We start from the raw sequence: 17,500 nt of genomic DNA, 5'->3' as shown, positions 1-17,500 counted from the left end.
CTTCGGGGACCACGCCATGAATGTAGTGCCTCGCGATCTCATGACTGAAATCCCCGTCTCGCCCGCCGATTTCCGCGGCGCCATGCGCCACCTCACCGGCGGCGTCAGCGTCATCACCGCCGGGCGGGGCAAGGACATCAGCGGCATGACGGTGACCTCGGTCACCTCGCTGTCGGTCGAGCCGCCGACGCTGCTGGTCAGCATCAATCGCGATGCCTCGTCCTTCCCGCTGATCCGGCGTCACGGCGCCTTCGGCGTGAACATCCTCAACGCCGACCAGCTCGACGTCGCCGAACGCTTCGCCGGCAAGGGCGGGCTCAAGGGCGCAGACCGCTTCGCCGGCGCCCGGTGGGTGACGGCGGTCTCGGGAGTCCCGCTGCTGGTCGGCGCATTGTCGGCCTTCGATTGCGAGGTCGAGGAGATCGTCGAGCGGCACTCGCACGGCATCGTCATCGGCCGTGTCAGGGACGTCAGGAGTTCGACGCGGACCGCGGCGCTCGCCTATTGGCACGGCCAGTACGTCGCGGTCGACCAGGATGAAGACGCGGCAAGGCTCGCCGAGGTCAGCCTTCCCGCGCGCACCCGGCGCGGCGTTTGATCGCCGCAAAGAGGCAGCACGCAGGCTGGCCTTTTCCCTGTCATCGCTCTAGAAGCGCCCTGAGCCTCCCGTCCGGGACGGCAACGGAGCGGAACGATGAAACGCGTCGCGACCTGGGCCTTCTACGCCATCGGCGCGCTGGCGATCGCTTATCTCGCGCTCTACGCCTATGCCATGTTCAGCGGCCAGCCGATCATTCCCGGCGACCCCATCCACATTTTCCGCAAGCCCGACGCACCGAGTTATTCGTGACGCCCGAGATCTCGTAGGGTGGGCAAAGGCGCACTTGCGCCGTGCCCACCATCTTCGCTGCGAACGAAATGGTGGGCACGCTTCGCTTTGCCCGCCCTACGGAAGTTACGAATTCACCCTCTCAGAATCGCCAGCGCCAGCGCCTGTGCGCGCGGCACGATGCTGTCGATCTCGAGATATTCCTCCGGCGTGTGCGCGAGCCCGCCGACCGGGCCGAGGCCGCAGATGGTCGGCGTGCCGACCGCGGCGGTGAAACCGGAATCGGCGCAGCCGCCGGAGAACTCGCCCTGGAGCGTGGTGAGGCCGACCTGCCTTGCCGCAGCTTGATAACCTTCGAACAGCGTCTTCGAGGCCTCGCTCTGCACCACCGGCACGAACTCGCCCTTGATCGTCAGCGTTGCGCTCGTGCCCGGCACATAGGAGGTCGCGACGATTGTCTCGATCGCGGCCATCACCGTGGCGCGGTCTGCGGGATCGACATAGCGCAGATCGATCTGGCCCTCGGCATAGGGCGCCGTCGTATTGACGGACTGGCCGCCGGAGACGAGGCCGACATTGAGCGTGATGCCCTTGTCGAGATTGGTCAACGCGTGGACCTGGACGATCTTGTGCGCGAGCTCGCCGATCGCGCTGACGCCGGCGGCGAAATTGGCGCCGGAATGCGCGGCTTTGCCGGTGATGGCCAGATGCATGAAGATGCCGCCCTTGCGGCCGGTGACGACGTTGCCTGTGGGGCGGCCCGGCTCGGAGTTGAACACGGCACGCGCGGCGCGACCTTCGCGCTCGATCACGGGTCGCGACGAGGGCGATCCGATCTCCTCGTCGGAGGTGATCAGCACCTTGATCGGGTGCGGGCTGCCGCCGAACTTGTGGAAGGCGGTCGCCACGAAGATGTTCATCACGACGCCGGATTTCATGTCGGCGACGCCGGGGCCATAGGCGCGGTTGTCGCGGATCGTGAAGGGACGCCGTCCGGCCTCGCCCTTGCCGAACACGGTGTCGCGATGGCCCATCAACAGCACCGGCTTCTCGTTGCTGCCGGGCTTTGCCACCTCGGCATGGATCGCATCGCCGAAGGTGGAGTTGCTCTCGCGCCGGAACGGGATGCCGTGCTCGGCGAAGTGCCGCTCGAACCGCGCCCCGACCGCATCGACGCCCTCCTTGTCATAGGACCCGGAATCGATGTTCACGACGTCGCGCAACAGATCGATCATCGCCTGCCGCTGCGACGCCAGCCAGTCCGTGATTTGAGCTTCAGACATGTTTACCCTCGTGTGGTTCTCACGCGGGGGTTATACGGCCTTGCGCAGGCGCGACCTAGTCGGAGAACGCGGTGCGGCCATGCCGCCGTCTGCGGGTTTGGACGCACACTGTCTCCTCATCGTCGTCCTGGCGAAAGCCAGGACCCATACCGCGGAATCTACCGATGGAGGGCGGTAGGAGTACCGGACGACGAATCTTCGCCAGGACGACACTGCGGATGTGGGCACCAGCCTTAACGCTTCGGCTCCGCCATCGCTTCCACACCGCGAAGCTGGGTCGCGACGGTCAGTGCGCCGATCTTCCGACCCATGTCCTTGCCGACCTCGGTCGAGAACCGGTAGTGAAAGCCGGCCCAGATGCGGGCGTTGGAGACTTCGTCGCTGTAGTCCTGGAGCCGCGACCATTTGCGCGTGACACCTGGTGCCGTGGAGCTGGTCAGCGAGAACTCGCCGAAATCTCCAACGACGCTCTGGAGCACGGTCGAAATCGCCGCCGACGTGATGCAGTGAGCACAGGGATATTCCGGATGCATCGGCGTTTCGCCGAGTGGCAGCCAGGACGGGTCGCGTGGCGTCGCCGGATTCGACGTCAGGTCGGCGTTGCGTATGGCGGTGATCGGTCGCCAGAGATTGTAATGGTATTTTGCATCGAACACCGCAACGAGGGCGTCGTTGCCGGCAATTGACGTCAGCGCGAACAGCCGGGCGCAGTCGACGAGATCCATGCCCTTGGCCATTGCAGCTTGCCTCACGATCGGATTGTAGGTGCGGGCACCGACAAAGAACCAGAATCGGCCGATCGTCGTTTGCTCCGGCGTCCGGGTTGTACTGCTTCGGCTGCCGACCTCGCGGATTTCGTTGACATCCCGGGTCCACACCTCTGAACCAAGCGCCGGCGGCGGGCCGGGGCGAAACTGCGATCCGGAAACCATGACCCAGGGCGTCGTCGCGCCCGTGGTTGAGAACAGCGGAACGGTGGTCGGAACGTACGCGCCCGGTGTCGTCAGGGGGCGGTAAGTCTCCGGAGCGGCGCTGCCATCGTTCGCACGAAGCTCGATGATCTGCATTGCGACCTCTTTCCCGAGGCTGATGCCAGCGATCTTGGACGCGCCGTCGGCAATCGGCGCCAGAGAATTCGTCAGCGTCGCATCCAGGTCCGGCTTGAGGTCCGGATAGACCGAAAGCAGCACGTCGTGAGCGGCAACTGCCGCCGCAGCTTCCCGCGACGTCGAACGATCCGCGGGCAAGGAGAGCTTGTAGGGCGCGTACCGGCGGTCGATCGCGTTGACCGCCTCGAACATCGCGACGTGCATCATGGACAAGACGCGGCTGTGGGGCGCTGGAAGAATTTGCTTCTCGGCAGCGATCGCGTCGGCCTTTGCATTCCAGTCCATGATCACGTCGGCGCGTGCCAGCGACGCCGAGGCCGCGATCAGCGCTACAATCAGCGATAAGCGGGAGATGGTCCACGAGGAGCATTTCATGGCGTGCCCTTTCGATCTGAAGGACGTTTCGCGAGGCGGCTCTGGCCGACGTCGCGTCGCGCTGCCCGCGGACTCTAGCGATCTTGATGTGGCTTGATTGTGAACTGCTTCACTTGCCGCACGCGGTTCAACCGAGAAGCAGATTTTTCTCGGCGGGCAGAACAGTTGCGTCCCGAATGGGTAGGCTTGGCTTACCGTTCGCGCCGCATTGTGCAGTCGGCTATAGTCGGCGCAAGCTGCCAGTTGGACGTGCCGAAGTCCGTAGCTCAATTTTCAAGGCAGCTCGCATGCCGTCGGCAGGCCGTGCCTTGCTCTCGTTTGAGGGCGTCTTTTCTAGGACGACATTGTCACGGTGTAACCTCAACGGAGAGAAACATGCCGTTGTTCATCTCGTACGTCTCATACTCAAATGCCGGTATCAAGGGAATGGTCGACAAGCCGGCCGATCGCACATCGGCCATCGGCGCGCTGGTCGAGAAGGCCGGTGGGAAGCTTCAGGGAGCTTTCATGACCACTGGTCAACACGATGCAGTGCTCGTCACGGAGTTTCCTGACGGCTCCGATGCCATTGCGATTGGAATGGTGGCCGCTGCGGCTGGCGCCGTCTCCAAGATCGAAACCGTACGCGCTTGGAAGATGAGCGAGTTCAAGAGCATCGCGGAGAAGGCTTCCAAACTCGTGAGCACCTACGTTCCGCCGGGCAAGTAGACTCGCGCGGGCGCGCTAGATCTCCTAACGTCGTCCCAGCCTAGTGCGCAATTCGCACTAGGCCGGGACGACACTTATTGTGTGGTGACTGGTTGCGTTCTCCTCAAAGAGAAAATGCCCGGGCCAAGCCCGGGCATTCGCATTCTCTCAACTCTCGAAAGAAGCTCTACGCCCCCACCATCGGCATCCGCGGATATTCACCCGGCGTCCCCGCCGGGGTGATCGGGATGCCGCCGTCGGCGTATTCGTTGAGCTTGTTGCGCAGCGTCCGGATCGAAATCCCCAGGATGTTGGCGGCGTGGGTGCGGTTGCCGAGGCAGTGCTTCAGCGTCTCCAGGATCAGGTCGCGTTCGACATCGGCCACGGTGCGGCCGACGAGCGCGCGCGTCACCTGCTCGGCGGCCATCGTGGCATGCGCCACGGCCGGTACCGTCTTGGCGAGGTCGAGGCGGTCGCCGTCCGGGGTGAGGATCGCGTCGGGTCCGATCTCGTCGCCCTGCGCCATCAGCACGGAGCGGTGCATGGTGTTTTCGAGCTCGCGGACGTTGCCCTGCCAGCGGTTGGTCGAGAGCACGCGGCGCGCTTCCGCCGAGATCGGGCGCATCGGCACGCCGTTGGCTTCGGCGTACTTCTTCACGAAGTGCTGGGCGAGCTCGAGGATGTCGAGGGGACGCTCGCGCAGCGGCGGGATCTTCAGGTTGACCACGTTGAGGCGGAACAGCAGGTCCTCGCGGAACGTGCCTTCGCGCACGGCCTCGGCCAAATTGCGGTTCGAGGTCGCGATGATGCGGATGTCCACCGGCACCGGCTTGGTGCCGCCGACGCGGTCGATCACGCGCTCCTGGATGGCGCGCAGCAGCTTCGATTGCAGGCGGACGTCCATCTCCGAGATTTCGTCGAGCAGCAGCGTGCCGCCGGTCGCTTCCTCGAACTTGCCGATGCGGCGGGCGATCGCGCCGGTGAAGGCGCCCTTCTCGTGGCCGAACAGCTCGGACTCCAAGAGATGCTCGGGGATCGCGGCGCAGTTGATCGAGATGAACGGGCGCTTGGCGCGCGACGAGCGGGTGTGGACGTAGCGGGCCAGCACTTCCTTGCCGGTGCCGGATTCGCCGGTGATCATCACCGAGGCATCCGAGCCTGCGATCTGCTGCGCGAGCTTGATCACCTTGGCCATCGCCTCGTCGCGATAGACCAGCTCGCGGGAATCGTTGGCGACGGCGGCCAGCACCGCCGCGATCAGCTCCGGATCCGGCGGCAGCGGGATGTATTCCTTGGCGCCGGCGCGGATCGCGGCGACCGCGGCGCGGGCGTCGTTGGTGATGCCGCAGGCGACGATCGGGGCGTGGATGTGCTCGGCCTCCAGCCGCATCACGAGGTCGCGGATGTCGAGGGCGACGTCGACCAGCAGGAGGTCGGCGCCCTTGCCGCCGCGCAGCACGCGCATCGCCTGCTCGTGATCCTCGGCGTGGGTCACGGTGGCGCCGTTCTCCATCGCGATCTTGGTGGCGGTGGTGAGCTGGCCCTTCAATGTGCCAACGATGAGAAGCCGCATGTCAGTCTCCTGTCCGTCTGGTCGCGCTGCCGCGCGTCATTCCCTGCGTTCGCGCAATAATTACGTGCGTTCGGTCTTGATGATTTCGGTCATGGTCACGCCGAGCTTGTCCTCGACCAGGACGACCTCGCCGCGGGCGACCAGCTTGTTGTTGACGTAGATGTCGATGGCCTCGCCGACGCGCCGGTCGAGCTCGAGCACGGTGCCGGGCCCGAGCTTCAGGAGCTCGCCAACGTCCATCTTGGAGCGGCCGAGCACGGCCGAGACCTGCACCGGCACGTCGAACACGGCCTCGAGGTCGGCGGCGGCGCGCGCCGCATATTCGTCCTCGCTGTAGCCGACATCGGTGCCGGTTGGCGGCATCGGGCCGTTGAGATCGGGCAGCGGGACCTGTCCGTCGGTGTCGCTCATGGCTTAGCTCCCCCTGCGGGACGCGATATAGCGTCCGACCATTTCGTCGATCTTGGCCGCGATGGCGCCGCGCTCCAGCACGACGCCGCCATCGGCCCATTCGATCCGGCAGTCGCCGGTCGCAATCTCCGGCTCGGCCAGGATCACCAGCCGGCCCTCGAAGCCGCTCTGCTTGGCGAGCCGCTCGATCTTCTCGCGGGCGCTGTCGTAGAGCGCGTCGTTGATGCGGACGACGAGATGCGGCGTCGCGACCAGATGCGAGAAGCAGTCCTTGACCAGCGCCACGATCTCGCCGAGCGGCTCGGCGGCGACCAGGTCGGCGCACAGCTTGCGCGCCACCGCGACCGCGACCTCGACCGCCTCGGTCTCCATCTTGATCTCGATGTTGCCCATGCCCGAGGCGACGCCCCGGATCGCAATGTTGATCTCTTCCATGGCGAGCGCGACGCGGCGGTCGCTCTCGGCCTTGGCCTCGCGCTGGCCGGCGGCAAAGCCGTCCTGATAGGCCCGCGCCTCCGCTTCCGCGACCTTCTGGGCGATCTCGGCCGCGGTCGCGGCCTTCTCGCGCGTCCGGTCCGGCGCGGCGAAGTCGGTGTCGAACAGGAATTTTGCCGGAGCGGCCATCAATACACCAGTTCGTCGTCGGCGCGGTTCTTGGTCAGCATGATCTCGCCCTTGGCGGCGAGATCCTTGGCGAGGTTGACCAGCAGCGCCTGCGCCTCGTCGACGTCGCGCAGGCGGACCGGGCCCATCGCCGCCATGTCGTCCTGGAGCATCTTGGCCGCGCGCGAGGACATGTTGCCGAAGAAGAAGTTGCGGACGTCCTCGTTGGCGCTCTTGAGCGCGACGCCGAGCTTGTCCTTGTCGACGTTGCGCATCAGGGTCTGGGCCGAGCCGGAATCCAGCTTCACGAGGTCGTCGAAGGTGAACATCAGCGCCTTGATGCGCTCGGCCGATTCCCGGTTGTCCTCTTCCAGCGAGGTGATGAAGCGGGTTTCGGTCTGGCGGTCGAAATTGTTGAAGATTTCGGCCATCACCTCGTGGGCGTCGCGGCGGCGGGTCTGCGACAGGTTGGACATGAATTCGGTGCGCAGCGTCTTCTCCACGCTCTCGATCACCTCCTTCTGCACCGCTTCCATCTTCAGCATGCGGTTGACGACGTCGAGCGCGAGGTCCTCGGGGAAGATGCCGAGCACGCGCGCGGCGTGCTCCGGCTTCAGCTTCGACAGCACCACCGCGATGGTCTGCGGATATTCGTTCTTGAGATAGTTGGCGAGAACCTCTTCCTGCACGTTGGAAAGCTTCTCCCACATGTTGCGCCCGGCGGGGCCGCGGATCTCGTCCATGATGCCGTTGACGCGCTCCGGCGGCAGGTATTGCTGGAGCAGCCGTTCGGTGGCGTCGAAATTGCCCATCAGCGCGCCCGAGGCCGACATGCGCGAGACGAACTCGAGCAGCATGTCCTCGACCGTGTCGACCTCGACGGTGCCGAGCGTCGACATTTCCAGCGAAAGCTGGCGCACCTCGTCGTCGTCGAGCATCGACCAGATCTTGCCGCCGTACTGCTCGCCCAGCGCCAGCATCAGGATCGCGGCGCGCTTGGGTCCCGCCACCGCCTCGGTCTTGGCGCCCGCACGGCTGCCCTGGCGGGCGCCGAGCGTCGAGATCACGCTGGTGATGTCGTTGGAGTTGGCGTTTTGCAGGTTGGCGGCCATGTCAGTTCACTTCTCGATCATTTCGCGGGTTCGGTCAGCCATTGGCGGATGATGGCGACGGTTTCGTTGGGGTTGCGTTCGGCGAGCTCGCCGACACGATGAACGGACTGGGCATGGACCTGGCCCTGGATGGTTGCGACGTCGATCGCGCTGGCGGCGCCGCCGGGCAGCAGCGCCTGGCCGGCGGCCGGCGCGGCCTCGTCCGAGGCGGCCGGGCCGGAGAGCACGCCACTGATGGCGGCGGCGACCTCGTCGGAAGCCAGGATGCGCTTGACCAGCGGGCGGATCACCATGAACAGCACGACCAGGCCGAGCAGCATCATCACGCCGAGCTCGACGAAGTACATGACGTCGTCCTTGGTGAACTGGAGCATGCCGAGGAAGCCCGACGGCTCGGCGATCGGGGCGGTGGAGGGGGCATCGGCAAAGCGCAGATTGACGACCTCGACCTGGTCGCCGCGCTTCTGGTCGAAGCCGATGGCCGAGCGCACCAGGGTCGCGATGCGGTCGAGCTGCTCCTTGGTGCGGTCCTGATAGGCCAGCTCGCCCTTGTCGTTCTTGCTGTAGATGCCGTCGACCAGCACCGCGACGGAGATGCGGTTGACCCGGCCGGCTTCGGTCACCTCGGTCTTGGTGGTGCGGGAGATCTCGTAATTGTTGGTCTCCTCGGTCTTCTTGCTCTGGTCCTTGGCCGCGACGCCGTTGTTCTGCTGATTGCCCGGCAGCTCGTTGTTGACGGTGACCTGGCCGTTGTTGTCGGCGGTCATGCTGCTTTCTTCGCGGGTCTGGGTAGAGCGCAGCACGCGGCCCTCGGGGTCGAACTTGTCCGAGGTCTGGGTGATCTTGTTGAAGTCGAAATCGGCGGAGAGCTGGACGCGGGCGCGGCCCGACCCGACCACCGAGGAGACGATGTCCTCGACCTGCTTGCGCATCCGCTTCTCGAAGGTGGTGCGGCGCTCGTCGCCGAGCGCCTGCTCCGGATCGGTCGCGGCGCCGTCGGCGAGCAGCTGGCCGGCCTCGTCGACGATCGAGACCCGCTGCGGCTTCAGTCCGTTGACGGCGGAGGCGACGAGATGGCGGATGGCCCTGATCTGCTGCGCCTCCAGCGCGCCGCGGACCCGCACCACGATCGAGGCGGACGGCTCCGGCGCCTCGCGCGAGAACAGCGGGCGCTCGGGCAGCACCAGATGGACGCGGGCGGCCTGGATGCGGTCGATGGCACGGATGGTGCGGGCGAGCTCGCCTTCCAGCGCGCGCAGATGATTGATGTTCTGGACGAAAGAGGTGGTGCCGAGCGCGTCCGACTTGTCGAACACCTCGTAGCCGACGCCGCCGCCCTTGGGCAGGCCGCCCTCGGCGAGCTTCATCCGCAGCCGCGTCACCTTGTCCTTGGGCACCATGATGATGGTGCCCTCATTGCGCAGCTCGAACTGGATGGCCTGGCGTTCCAGGTCCTTGATAATGCTGGAAGAATCTTCCACCGAGAGGTCGGTGAACAGCGTCGTCATCTGCGGCGTGGTGACCCGCATGATGACGAACGCGAAGAAGCCGACGAGCGCGGCGGTGACCGCGATCATCGCCCCGAAGCGGGCGGCGCCGATACCTTTTAAAAAGTCCGCAAGACCTTGCAAGCAACCGCCCCGAAGCTTCGATCCGCATTCCAGAGCGGTCGACTGGGCAATTATTGCCTAGGTGATGGTTTCGATATGGTTAACGAAGGTTAAGAGCTGGGACAAAAGTCGCGTCATGAAAAAAATCGGCCTCGCAGGGCGAGGCCGATTTTCGTCAAAAGCCGCAGATTTCCGGATCGCTTACTGGCGATATTGCTGGATGCGGGTGGTGCGAAGACCCGCCAGACCGTGCTGGTCGATGGAAAACTGCCAAGAGAGGAATTCGTCGACCGTCAGCGTATAACGGCTGCAGGCCTCCTCAAGGGAGAGAAGTCCGCCACGGACGGCGGCGACGACTTCAGCCTTGCGGCGGATGACCCAGCGTTTGGTGCCGGGTGCTGGCAGATCTGCGATCGTCAGCGGACTGCCGTCCGGCCCGATGACGTATTTTACCCTCGGGCGATGGGGTTCTGTCATGGCGTACTCACAAACTCTCAACCACTGAACTCACGCCGTAACCCTACGCGCGGCGGCTTAAAAATCCGCTAAGCCTAAGGCTTCAATACAATTCTCGTTGAAACTTGCGGGAACACGGCCGGCCCGGAGGGCTGAAAGCGCGTTTCAGCCGGCCGGGCGGGGCAGAAAGTAAATACTTTACTAACAAACCGGGGCCTGAGCGCGACGCTGCAAAGCTCTCAACCGTCGTCCCGGGGCGCGCGGAGCGCGAGGCCGGGACCCATAACCCCAGGGAGCAGTTTGACGACGACTCGGGGTTACGGTCTCACGCGAAAACGACGTTCTGTGGTTATGGATCCCCGCCTTCGCGGGGATGACATCTCGTGTGTGGCGGCCGCGCAGGCCTTTAATTGCTGCTGGTCGCGATGATGCTCTTCACCTGGCTCAGGGTGTAGCTGGCGCCGTCGATGGTGAGCAGCGGCGGCGACTGGGTCAGGTCGACCGACGACACCACGCCCTGCACCTGCGCGGCGATGCCGACATTGTTGTTCGCGACATCCTTGCCCGTGGCCGAGATCGTGTACTTGCCGTCGGGCCATTGCGTGCCGTCATTGCCCTGGCCGTTCCAGGTGAAGGGAATGTCGGTGCCGGCGGCGGCGGTGTATTTGCCGGTGAACACGGTCTGGCCGCTGGAATTGGCGACGGTGATATCCACGGTCGAGTCGCTGGGCACGTTGAGATGCCAGGTCGCCGACGAGTTCTTCATGGTCGCGGTCGAGCCGTCGACCAGCGCGGTCTTGCCGACGAAGCCCAGTGCCTGGGTCGCCTGCGTGGTCTGTTGCAGCGTGACGAGCTGGGACAGCGCATCGTTGGTCTTGAGCTGCTGCTCGACGCCGGCGAACTGCACCAGCTGCTGGGTGAACTGGTTGGTGTCGAGCGGATCGAGCGGGTTCTGGTTCTGCAGCTGCGTCGTCAGCAGCGTCAGGAAGGTCTGGAAGTTGCCGGCGAGCGTCGATCCCGTGCTCGAGCTCAGCGAGTTCGACGAGGACGATTTCGGGACGTCGGTCGTGCCGGAGACGACGGAAGGGGCGGTGGCGGCATTCGTGGTGGTCATTTGCGAATACTCCTCACACTCTGATGTCGACGCCGCTGCTCGATCCGAGCATGCGGCCGTAGCCGCGTCCCACGGGCGCTGCGGGAACGGTGTCGTCCTCGCTGATGATCAGCCGGCGGGCATTGCCGCCATTGTCGTTGTTCTGGCCGGAGTTCTGGCCCGACGAATTCTGGTCGCGCAGGCTGAACGAGAGTCCGTTGCTGCCGGTCTTGAAGCCGGCATCGTCGAGCGCGCGCTGCAATTGCGGCGCGTCCTGCCGCAGCATCTGCAGCGTCTCCGGCTTCTCGACGGTGAGATGCGAGGTGACCTGGCCGTTGCGGTCGACATTGATGCGGACGTCGATGCGGCCGAGATCGACCGGATCGAGGCTGATGTCGAAGCGCGTCTTGCCGGCGCGCGCGGCGGCCGCGATCTCGATCGGCACGGCGTTGATCGGCACGGCGGTCGAAGTTGCCGCCGTCGCGGTGAGCGTTGCGGTGGATGCCGTCGCGGCCGACGTCGTCGTGGTCAGGGGCGCCTGCACGGCGGAGGCCGCCTGCGCGCTGGTGTCGGTCGCGGCTACATTGGCCGGCGCATTCGCATGGGCGTGCGTGGCCGCTGCGCTAGGCGTTGCATCGGCGGCGCGGTCGGCGGGAGCAGCCTTCGCGTCGGTCGCGCCGGCATCGTCTTGCGGCTTGGCCGCTTGCGGATGCGCGGCGGCGCCCGTCGCGGTCGCCGGCGTTTGCGCGGTCGCGGCATTCGCCTTGCCCGCGTCCTGGCCGATATTGGAGACGTCGCTCGCGCCTGGCGCGGTGGCGGCGGCCTTGAACGAGGTCTTCGGCGTGCCCTGGTCAACGGCGGCGGCGATCAGTCCGCCATTGGTCTTGGCGTCGGTCGCGGTGCCGTCGGTGGTGCCGGTCGCGGCGTCCGCGAGCGTCGCCGAGGTCTCGGCATCGACCTTGGCGCCCGCGGCCTTGGCGCTCTTGTCGCCCGCCGTCGCGGTATCGGTCTTGGCGCCGGCGATCTGCGCCGCGGTGGAGGCGCTGGCGGCGAGGCCGGCGGCGGCGATCGTCAGCGGCGAGGCGGCGGCATCGCCGGCCTGGTTCGCCGCAGCGTTCGGATCGAGAGGCACGACCGGCGCGGCCACCACGATCGCGTTCGGATCGGGCACGGCGGCCTGGGTCGCGTCCACTTGCGCGGCCGCGGCGGCATCGATTGCGACGGCGGCGGCGAGCCCGTCGGTGCCGTCGGACTTGTCGCCCTTGGTCGCGTCGGACTTGTCCGCCGATTTGGCGTCGGACGCCTCCGGCTTGTCCTTGGTCTTGTCCTTGCTCTTGGCCGACGCCGTGTCCGTGGCTTTGGCCGGATCGTCCGTCGTCTCGCTCCCGGCGGGCGCGGAATTGTCGGTGTCGTCGCTCGCCTTGCTCTGCGAGGACTGGTCGGTCGAGGAGGTGTCGCGCGGGCTCTTGTCTGCGGCGGATGACGCCGAATCGGTCCGCCGCGGCGCGCTGTCCTGCGCCTGCGAGGCCGCGTTGTTGCTGATCGCCTGGGTATTACTGTCGACCAGCGAGCCGAAGGCGTCGTTCGTCGACGTGTCCTTCGGCCCTTGCGAGCGCGCAGTCTTTTGCTGCGCGCTAGGAACCGGCACGCTGGCAGCTACATCTGACGTCCGACCGACCACAGGCGACCTCGTGAAAACATCTTCGGCACAGGGGTAGCAAGGAGCGGGCCAGCGCTGAGCGTGGAAAATTTAGAAGTAAAATCAATATCTTGATGCGTCGAGCTTGCCGCCGCAGGGCCCTCCGCGACCCCGCCATTTCTGCCGCCCCGGCAAGAATTGCCCTAAGCCGGTCTCCCCTGTGATTGCTTCACCGGAATGCCCCCTATATTAAAGAGATCGCTCTCAGCCGCTTTCGACCGGGCCAGTCGCGCCCTGCGGGAACCGAAGTTCCCCGGGACCACCGATGTCCCGGCCAAAGGCATATCGCGGATCGCCGAACGCCGCCGTCACACCTTAAGAACCCATGCTCAACAGTCTGGATCTCGAAGGCCGTCCGCAGGACACCAGGGTCGTCGTCGCCATGTCGGGCGGCGTCGATTCCTCGACGACGGCTGCGCTGCTCAAGGCTGAGGGCTACGACGTCGTCGGCATCACGCTGCAGCTCTACGACCATGGCGCGGCGACCCATCGCAAGGGCGCCTGCTGCGCCGGCCAGGACATCCACGACGCCCGCGACGTCGCCGCCAAGCTCGGCATTCCCCATTACGTGCTCGACTACGAGGACCGTTTTCGCGAGTCCGTCATCGACAATTTCGCCGACTCTTATGCTCTTGGTGAAACGCCGGTGCCGTGCATCGAGTGCAACCGCTCGGTCAAGTTTCGCGACCTACTCAAGACCGCGCGCGAGTTAGGGGCCCAGGCGCTCGCCACCGGCCATTACGTCGCCTCGCGCCGTCTCGACGACGGCTCGCGCGCGCTGGTCTGCGCCGCCGATGCCGATCGCGACCAGAGCTACTTCCTGTTCGCGACCACGCAGGAACAGCTCGACTATCTGCGCTTTCCGCTCGGCGACATGACCAAGCCGGAGACGCGCGAGCTCGCGCGCCGCTTCGGTCTTGCGGTCGCTGACAAGCACGACAGCCAGGACATCTGCTTCGTGCCCACGGGGCGCTACACCGACATCATCACCCGCCTGCGGCCGAACGCGATGGACCCCGGCGACATCGTCGATCTCGACGGCCGCGTGCTCGGCCGGCACAACGGCATCGCCAATTTCACCGTCGGCCAGCGCCGCGGTCTCGGCATCGCCGCTCACGCGCCGCTGTTCGTGGTGCGGCTCGAGGCCGCCAATCGCCGCGTCGTCGTCGGCCCGCGCGAGGCGCTGAAGATGCACCGCATCAGCTTGCGCGACGTCAACTGGCTCGGCGGCGGTGATATCGATAGCGCCATCGGCAATGGCCTCGAGATGTTCGTGCGCGTGCGCTCGACGCGCAGCCCCCAGCCGGCGTGGCTGCGCGGCGCTGGCGGCCATTACGAGATCGAGCTCGTCGCCGGCGAGGAGGGCGTCTCGCCGGGCCAGGCCTGCGTGTTCTACGATGCGCCCTCGGGGCAGGCGCGCGTGCTCGGCGGCGGCTTCATCCAGAGCGCCGCGGCGAAGGTTGCGAGCAACGCTGCGAGGCCGCTGGTGGAAGCGGTGCGCGGCTAGAAAATTTCCGGGGCAGGGGGCATGGCAGCAGACATCTCGCGGGCCGGGGTCGAGAAGGCCTATGGCCGCTGGGCGCCGGTCTACGATCTCGTGTTCGGCAAGGTGTTCGACGCCGGAAGGCAGTCGACCATCGCGGAGGCCGACCGCATCGGCGGCCGCATCCTCGATGTCGGCGTCGGCACCGGGCTCTCACTCTCTGACTATTCGCGCACCACGAAGATCTGCGGCGTGGACATCTCCGAGCCGATGCTGCGCAAGGCGCAGGCGCGCGTGCGCGCGCTGCGGCTCAGCAATGTCGAGGTGCTCTCGGTGATGGACGCGAAAAACCTCGCCTTCCCCGAAAACTTCTTCGATGCGGTGGTCGCGCAATATGTCATCACCGCCGTGCCAGATCCCGAGGGCACGCTCGACGAATTCGTGCGCGTGCTGAAGCCCGGTGGCGAGCTGATCCTCGTCAACCACATCGGTGCCGAGAGCGGTCCGCGCAAGCTGTTCGAGCTCGCCTTCGCGCCCGTCGCCCGCCGCCTCGGCTGGCGCCCGGAATTCCCGTGGCAGCGCCTGGTCGACTGGGCCGCAAAGCACGGCGGCATCACGCTGGCCGAGCGCCGCCCGATGCCGCCGATGGGCCACTTTTCGCTGATCCGCTACCGCAAATCGTGATCATGGGCTCGGAACACGCGGGCTTGGCCGCGCGTTTCCCTCCCATGCGCACGACATCGAAACTCCTCGTTGCGGGCCTCGTCATCGCCGCTTCAGGCGCCGCGATGGCGCAGGCCCCGCCGCTTCCTGCGACGCCGCCGCAAGCGACCGCGCCGCCATCGGCGCAGCACGCCGCCAATTGCCTGCCCCAGGACCGCCCGAACCGCGCCGCCGTACCCGACGGCACCACCACCGGCCAGTCCCGGGAACCGCTCGGCGACAGGCTGGCCAAATCCGACGGCGTGCTCTGCCCGCCCTCGGGCGTAGACCCCGACATGCACGCCCCGGCCCCCGAAAGCGGCGGCAACACCCCCGTCATCCCGCCCCCCGGCAGCCCCGGCGGCGACCCGACGGTCCGGCCGAAATAGGCTCGCTCTTCCTTCGCCTCTCCCCGCCTGCGGGGAGAGGCCGGAGCGCATCGAAGATGCGATCCGGGTGAGGGGACTCTCCGCGAGTCTGGTGCCCGAAATCGCGACTCCAGCGCCTAAAGGGGCCGGTTTTCCCCTCTCAAGCGCCATATCCGTCAAAGCTTTCGCAAACCCGGATTGACAGCACGCCGCCCCCTTCCTTATATGCCGCGCGTTCGCGAGATCGGCGGTTTCGCCGTTCGCGACCCTGTGGCGGGGTAGCTCAGCTGGTTAGAGCACGGGAATCATAATCCTGGGGTCGGGGGTTCGAGTCCCTCTCCCGCTACCATCTTTCCCCACACCCCTTTGACTTGGTTTGGGAAAGCTTTTTCCCCCAACAGGGCGTTTAACCGGCCTGATATCTCCACCGTTACGCCACCGAGGCGTGATGGATCTCGGAAGACAGTGACCCTGTCGATCAGGTCTCTGATGGCTTCGGCCGCCTCTCCGTCGCCCGAACGGATACCCTTCGTTAGCGCCTCCTCGAGCCGACCTAGCTGTTCTTCATATCGCTTGAGAATAGCTGGATGCAGCGCGACCTCTTTTGCGGCCGGCGGTTCACTCCGCAACTCTTCAGATATCCGCTTTCGTTTGACATCCAGGGCAGTCGATTGCGGACCGAGAACGGATGGATCGCCGTGCCCTTTTGCAATCGCGTCCACCAGTCGTTCGATTTCCCGATTCAACTGCGCGAGCTGCTGTTCGAGACGCTGCCTCTTTGCATTCGATGTGATCGCGAGGCGTTTTCGCTCTTCGAGGTAAGTACGCACGTACTCCGCAATGACTTTCGGCGCACGCAACTCGGCCTGCAGCCCTGTGAGAACAGCGCTCTCAACCGTGTCAAGATAGAAGGTCTTTGCGTCCGGGCACGTGCCGTTCTCCGTCGCTGCTGAGCAGCGAATGCGAACACGCCCCGATTTGTCTCGCCCATTGGTTGACATGCCCGCACCGCACGAACCGCAACGGAGCAGACCAGACAGCATCCGTCGCGGCCGGCGTTGATGGCTAGGGTGGGTATGACCGCGCTCTTCTTTGCGCTTTTGAGCCGCCGCGAACAATTCGGGTTTGATAATTGCAAGATGCGGAACGTCAGCAACCTGCCGCTCACTCCGCGGGTTGGGGCGTGACAGTCGTTTTCCCGTGTCAGGATCTTTCACCATCCTGACCTTGTTCCAAACGAGACGTCCTACATAAAGCTCGTTCTGCAGGATGCCGGCTCCCCTCTCAAGGTTGCCGTTGATCGTTGAGGCATTCCATGCTCGACCTCGCGGAGGTGATACTCCGTCCTTGTTGAGATCGTGCGCGATTTCGCGAGGGGTTCGACCCTCGATGTATTCCTGGAAGATGCGCTGAATAATTTGTGCCTCGGCCTCGACGATAACGCGCTCACCCGTTCTTCCGGCGATCGCGGCATATCCGTATGTCAGGCCGCCTCCAGCCAAGCCTTGTTTGATCCGCCCGGCCAGACCGCGACGCACCTTATGTGCGTTATCTTCGCGATAGAGTTGTCCGACCAAGCCGCGAAGGCCGACCAGCACAGTGTTGACGACGCCTTCATGGACTGCCCGGATCTCGATCCCGAGAAAGGATAGCCGCTTATGGATGCCCGCAAGGTCTTCCATGTCGCGGGAGAGACGATCAAGGGCCTCAACGATGACAATATCAAAGGATTTCTCCCTGGCATCGTCCAACAGCTGCAGCAGGCCGTTGCGTCCCATCAATGAGCCACCGGAGCGAGCCCGATCATCATACGTGCGGACGATGCTCAATCCTTCGCGATCAGCATAGCTTTGACAAAGCGAAAGCTGATCCTCAATCGATCGTTCGTTCTGAAGGTCTGTCGAGAACCGCGCATAGATTGCCGCTCTCTTTTTTTGTTCGATTGGCTTGCTCTCTCTCATGATCTTCCCTTGCAGCCAGGCGAGCAAGTGCGCGCGCAAGGCGTAAGATCGCCTCGTCGGGACTCGTCTGCAAGGGTAATTTTCGATCAACAGGCCGCACGATCGATTCTCTAGATCATTGTGCGATGTCTCGAGGTGCAAGCACC

General features: G+C 65.2%; 17 protein-coding genes and 1 tRNA gene. 7 read left to right on the top strand and 11 right to left on the bottom strand.

All coding sequences use genetic code 11. The annotated features are described in order from the left end of the window. Positions 1-16 precede the first annotated feature (16 nt). Entirely contained in the window at positions 17-598 is a 582-nt protein-coding gene (locus ACE10W_RS32505; RefSeq protein ID WP_011089744.1) for a flavin reductase family protein, read from the top strand. A gap of 96 nt (positions 599-694) precedes the next feature. Continuing rightward, positions 695-850 carry a hypothetical protein gene (locus ACE10W_RS32500; protein ID WP_027544964.1) on the top strand — a complete coding sequence of 52 codons (156 nt, stop codon included), beginning with the start codon at positions 695-697 and terminating at the stop codon, positions 848-850. A gap of 113 nt (positions 851-963) precedes the next feature. Here the strand turns inward: ACE10W_RS32500 and ACE10W_RS32495 are convergent, their stop codons facing one another. After that, positions 964-2,112: a M20 family metallopeptidase gene (locus tag ACE10W_RS32495; protein ID WP_271554043.1), complete on the bottom strand. Its 1,149-nt coding sequence runs from the start codon at positions 2,110-2,112 to the stop codon at positions 964-966. A gap of 233 nt (positions 2,113-2,345) precedes the next feature. Continuing rightward, complete coding sequence (locus ACE10W_RS32490) at positions 2,346-3,866, bottom strand: vanadium-dependent haloperoxidase (protein WP_304548205.1); 1,521 nt, start codon at positions 3,864-3,866, stop codon at positions 2,346-2,348. Between the two features lie 105 nt (positions 3,867-3,971). Between ACE10W_RS32490 and ACE10W_RS32485 the strand changes: the two genes are divergently transcribed. Beyond that, positions 3,972-4,304: a GYD domain-containing protein gene (locus tag ACE10W_RS32485; protein WP_028173118.1), complete on the top strand. Its 333-nt coding sequence runs from the start codon at positions 3,972-3,974 to the stop codon at positions 4,302-4,304. A 166-nt stretch (positions 4,305-4,470) separates the two neighbouring features. Here ACE10W_RS32485 and ACE10W_RS32480 read toward each other — a convergent pair whose 3' ends face one another. The 8 genes from ACE10W_RS32480 to ACE10W_RS32445 form a co-directional block, all read right to left on the bottom strand. Continuing rightward, positions 4,471-5,856, bottom strand: a complete 1,386-nt coding sequence (locus ACE10W_RS32480; protein WP_028173119.1) for a sigma-54-dependent Fis family transcriptional regulator — start codon at positions 5,854-5,856, stop codon at positions 4,471-4,473. Between the two features lie 60 nt (positions 5,857-5,916). Continuing rightward, complete coding sequence (gene fliN, locus ACE10W_RS32475) at positions 5,917-6,267, bottom strand: flagellar motor switch protein FliN (RefSeq protein ID WP_028173120.1); 351 nt, start codon at positions 6,265-6,267, stop codon at positions 5,917-5,919. Positions 6,268-6,270: 3 nt separating this feature from the next. After that, the gene (locus tag ACE10W_RS32470; RefSeq protein WP_011089738.1) at positions 6,271-6,891 is read right to left on the bottom strand and encodes a FliH/SctL family protein; all 621 of its coding nucleotides are present in this window, start codon (positions 6,889-6,891) and stop codon (positions 6,271-6,273) included. Beyond that, the gene (gene fliG / locus ACE10W_RS32465; RefSeq protein ID WP_011089737.1) at positions 6,891-7,982 is read right to left on the bottom strand and encodes a flagellar motor switch protein FliG; all 1,092 of its coding nucleotides are present in this window, start codon (positions 7,980-7,982) and stop codon (positions 6,891-6,893) included. Before fliG ends, ACE10W_RS32470 begins: the two co-directional genes overlap by 1 nt. 17 nt (positions 7,983-7,999) lie before the next feature. Beyond that, a complete protein-coding gene (fliF, locus tag ACE10W_RS32460; RefSeq protein WP_011089736.1) occupies positions 8,000-9,613 on the bottom strand; it encodes a flagellar basal-body MS-ring/collar protein FliF in 1,614 nt (537 codons plus the stop codon). A gap of 180 nt (positions 9,614-9,793) precedes the next feature. Continuing rightward, complete coding sequence (locus ACE10W_RS32455; protein ID WP_002714638.1) at positions 9,794-10,069, bottom strand: DUF1153 domain-containing protein; 276 nt, start codon at positions 10,067-10,069, stop codon at positions 9,794-9,796. 385 nt (positions 10,070-10,454) lie between these two features. Next, entirely contained in the window at positions 10,455-11,162 is a 708-nt protein-coding gene (locus ACE10W_RS32450; RefSeq protein WP_011089735.1) for a flagellar hook assembly protein FlgD, read from the bottom strand. A gap of 13 nt (positions 11,163-11,175) precedes the next feature. Next, a complete protein-coding gene (locus tag ACE10W_RS32445) occupies positions 11,176-12,822 on the bottom strand; it encodes a flagellar hook-length control protein FliK (RefSeq protein ID WP_304548204.1) in 1,647 nt (548 codons plus the stop codon). 343 nt (positions 12,823-13,165) lie between these two features. Between ACE10W_RS32445 and mnmA the strand changes: the two genes are divergently transcribed. The 4 genes from mnmA (at position 13,166) to ACE10W_RS32425 (ending at position 15,742) form a co-directional block, all read left to right on the top strand. After that, the gene (mnmA, locus tag ACE10W_RS32440) at positions 13,166-14,347 is read left to right on the top strand and encodes a tRNA 2-thiouridine(34) synthase MnmA (RefSeq protein WP_028173122.1); all 1,182 of its coding nucleotides are present in this window, start codon (positions 13,166-13,168) and stop codon (positions 14,345-14,347) included. A 21-nt stretch (positions 14,348-14,368) separates the two neighbouring features. After that, the gene (locus tag ACE10W_RS32435) at positions 14,369-15,007 is read left to right on the top strand and encodes a class I SAM-dependent methyltransferase (protein ID WP_011089732.1); all 639 of its coding nucleotides are present in this window, start codon (positions 14,369-14,371) and stop codon (positions 15,005-15,007) included. A gap of 44 nt (positions 15,008-15,051) precedes the next feature. Then, positions 15,052-15,414 carry a hypothetical protein gene (locus tag ACE10W_RS32430; RefSeq protein WP_028173123.1) on the top strand — a complete coding sequence of 121 codons (363 nt, stop codon included), beginning with the start codon at positions 15,052-15,054 and terminating at the stop codon, positions 15,412-15,414. Between the two features lie 251 nt (positions 15,415-15,665). Then, positions 15,666-15,742: transfer RNA gene (locus ACE10W_RS32425), tRNA-Met, on the top strand. Here the strand turns inward: ACE10W_RS32425 and ACE10W_RS32420 are convergent. After that, the gene (locus ACE10W_RS32420; protein ID WP_370205796.1) at positions 15,699-17,354 is read right to left on the bottom strand and encodes a recombinase family protein; all 1,656 of its coding nucleotides are present in this window, start codon (positions 17,352-17,354) and stop codon (positions 15,699-15,701) included. The genes ACE10W_RS32425 and ACE10W_RS32420 overlap by 44 nt on opposite strands. Between the last annotated feature and the right edge of the window lie 146 nt (positions 17,355-17,500).

The sequence above is a fragment of the Bradyrhizobium sp. B025 genome (assembly GCF_042257955.1).
Lineage (GTDB): Bacteria > Pseudomonadota > Alphaproteobacteria > Rhizobiales > Xanthobacteraceae > Bradyrhizobium > Bradyrhizobium diazoefficiens.
The sequence above is the reverse complement of the archived record's forward strand: the minus strand, read 5'-3'. Positions and strand labels throughout refer to the sequence as shown.

What these genes read in the sequence shown, in the direction of transcription:
- fliN (WP_028173120.1), bottom strand. Translation starts at nt 6,267, where the DNA reads ATGAGCGACACCGACGGACAGGTCCCGCTGCCCGATCTCAACGGCCCG.
- ACE10W_RS32470 (WP_011089738.1), bottom strand. Translation starts at nt 6,891, where the DNA reads ATGGCCGCTCCGGCAAAATTCCTGTTCGACACCGACTTCGCCGCGCCG.
- ACE10W_RS32430 (WP_028173123.1), top strand. Translation starts at nt 15,052, where the DNA reads ATGCGCACGACATCGAAACTCCTCGTTGCGGGCCTCGTCATCGCCGCT.
- ACE10W_RS32505 (WP_011089744.1), top strand. Translation starts at nt 17, where the DNA reads ATGAATGTAGTGCCTCGCGATCTCATGACTGAAATCCCCGTCTCGCCC.
- ACE10W_RS32480 (WP_028173119.1), bottom strand. Translation starts at nt 5,856, where the DNA reads ATGCGGCTTCTCATCGTTGGCACATTGAAGGGCCAGCTCACCACCGCC.
- ACE10W_RS32435 (WP_011089732.1), top strand. Translation starts at nt 14,369, where the DNA reads ATGGCAGCAGACATCTCGCGGGCCGGGGTCGAGAAGGCCTATGGCCGC.
- ACE10W_RS32420 (WP_370205796.1), bottom strand. Translation starts at nt 17,354, where the DNA reads ATGAGAGAGAGCAAGCCAATCGAACAAAAAAAGAGAGCGGCAATCTAT.
- fliG (WP_011089737.1), bottom strand. Translation starts at nt 7,982, where the DNA reads ATGGCCGCCAACCTGCAAAACGCCAACTCCAACGACATCACCAGCGTG.
- ACE10W_RS32495 (WP_271554043.1), bottom strand. Translation starts at nt 2,112, where the DNA reads ATGTCTGAAGCTCAAATCACGGACTGGCTGGCGTCGCAGCGGCAGGCG.
- ACE10W_RS32485 (WP_028173118.1), top strand. Translation starts at nt 3,972, where the DNA reads ATGCCGTTGTTCATCTCGTACGTCTCATACTCAAATGCCGGTATCAAG.
- mnmA (WP_028173122.1), top strand. Translation starts at nt 13,166, where the DNA reads ATGCTCAACAGTCTGGATCTCGAAGGCCGTCCGCAGGACACCAGGGTC.
- ACE10W_RS32500 (WP_027544964.1), top strand. Translation starts at nt 695, where the DNA reads ATGAAACGCGTCGCGACCTGGGCCTTCTACGCCATCGGCGCGCTGGCG.
- ACE10W_RS32455 (WP_002714638.1), bottom strand. Translation starts at nt 10,069, where the DNA reads ATGACAGAACCCCATCGCCCGAGGGTAAAATACGTCATCGGGCCGGAC.
- ACE10W_RS32450 (WP_011089735.1), bottom strand. Translation starts at nt 11,162, where the DNA reads ATGACCACCACGAATGCCGCCACCGCCCCTTCCGTCGTCTCCGGCACG.